Origin of the sequence: Mesorhizobium sp. M0207 (assembly GCF_040321995.1) — a bacterium.
GTDB lineage: Bacteria > Pseudomonadota > Alphaproteobacteria > Rhizobiales > Rhizobiaceae > Mesorhizobium.
The window spans coordinates 1-920 of the sequence record NZ_JAMYSQ010000073.1; the positions used below are offsets into that span (position 1 = coordinate 1).

At 66.8% G+C, this 920-nt stretch carries 1 protein-coding gene; it reads left to right on the forward strand.

The window, feature by feature from the left end; all coding sequences use genetic code 11:
- Nucleotides 1–104 precede the first annotated feature (104 nt).
- A partial coding sequence (locus NKJ15_RS32890; protein ID WP_352819849.1) for an IS481 family transposase occupies nucleotides 105–920 on the forward strand: 816 nt, incomplete at its 3' end.

The following is a 920-nucleotide window of genomic DNA, read 5'->3' on the forward strand; positions in this document are numbered from 1 at the left end:
TGTTTGGACCGGAGACATCGCGAACAGGTGTGCGAGGACATCGCGAACAGTTTGGCGCGCTTTGCGCCGGGAGGTTCGGGATGCCATTCGAGGACACGAGCGCGATGAAACAGAAGCTGGAATTTGTCAGGTTGGCGAGCGCGCCGGGGGCGAATGTGAGCGCGTTGTGCCGGCGCTTTGGGATCGGTCGGACCGTGGCTCACAAGTTGATCGCGCGCTATCGGACGGAGGGCGAGGCCGGGCTTTTGGAGCGTTCGCGCCAACCGCTCTCGAGTCCCAGGCGCAGCGCCTGGGAGGTCGAAGCAGCGGCGCTTTCGGTGCGGGCGGCACATCCGGCCTGGGGCGGGCGCAAGATCGCCCGGGTCCTGGCGCGCCAGGGGATTGGCTGTCCGTCGCCCTCGACGGTGACCGGCATCTTGCGTCGCAACGGCGTCGAGCTCGGGGCGCTGGGCGGCGGGGCAAAGCCCTTCATCCGCTTCGAGCACGAAGCGCCCAACGATCTGTGGCAGATGGACTTCAAGGGTCATGTGCCGTTGCGCGCCGGGCGCCTGCATCCGCTGACCGTGCTCGACGACCATTCGCGGTTCTCGATCGTGCTGTCGGCCTGCTCCGACCAGACCACCGAAACCGTGAAAACGCGCCTGATCACGGCCTTCCGCCGCTATGGCCTGCCCTTTCGTATCGCCACCGACAACGGCCCGCCTTGGGGCGATGGCGGCCGCAACGACTTTACCCTGCTCGGCGTCTGGCTGATCGAAATCGGCATCGCCATCGGGCATTCCAGGCCGTATCATCCCCAGACGCTGGGCAAGGAGGAGCGCTTTCACCGCACGCTCAAGGCCGAGGCGCTGCAGGGACCGCCGTTCGAGAACCTGGCGGCGGCCCAGCGGGCCTTCGACCGCTGGCGCCACATCTACAAT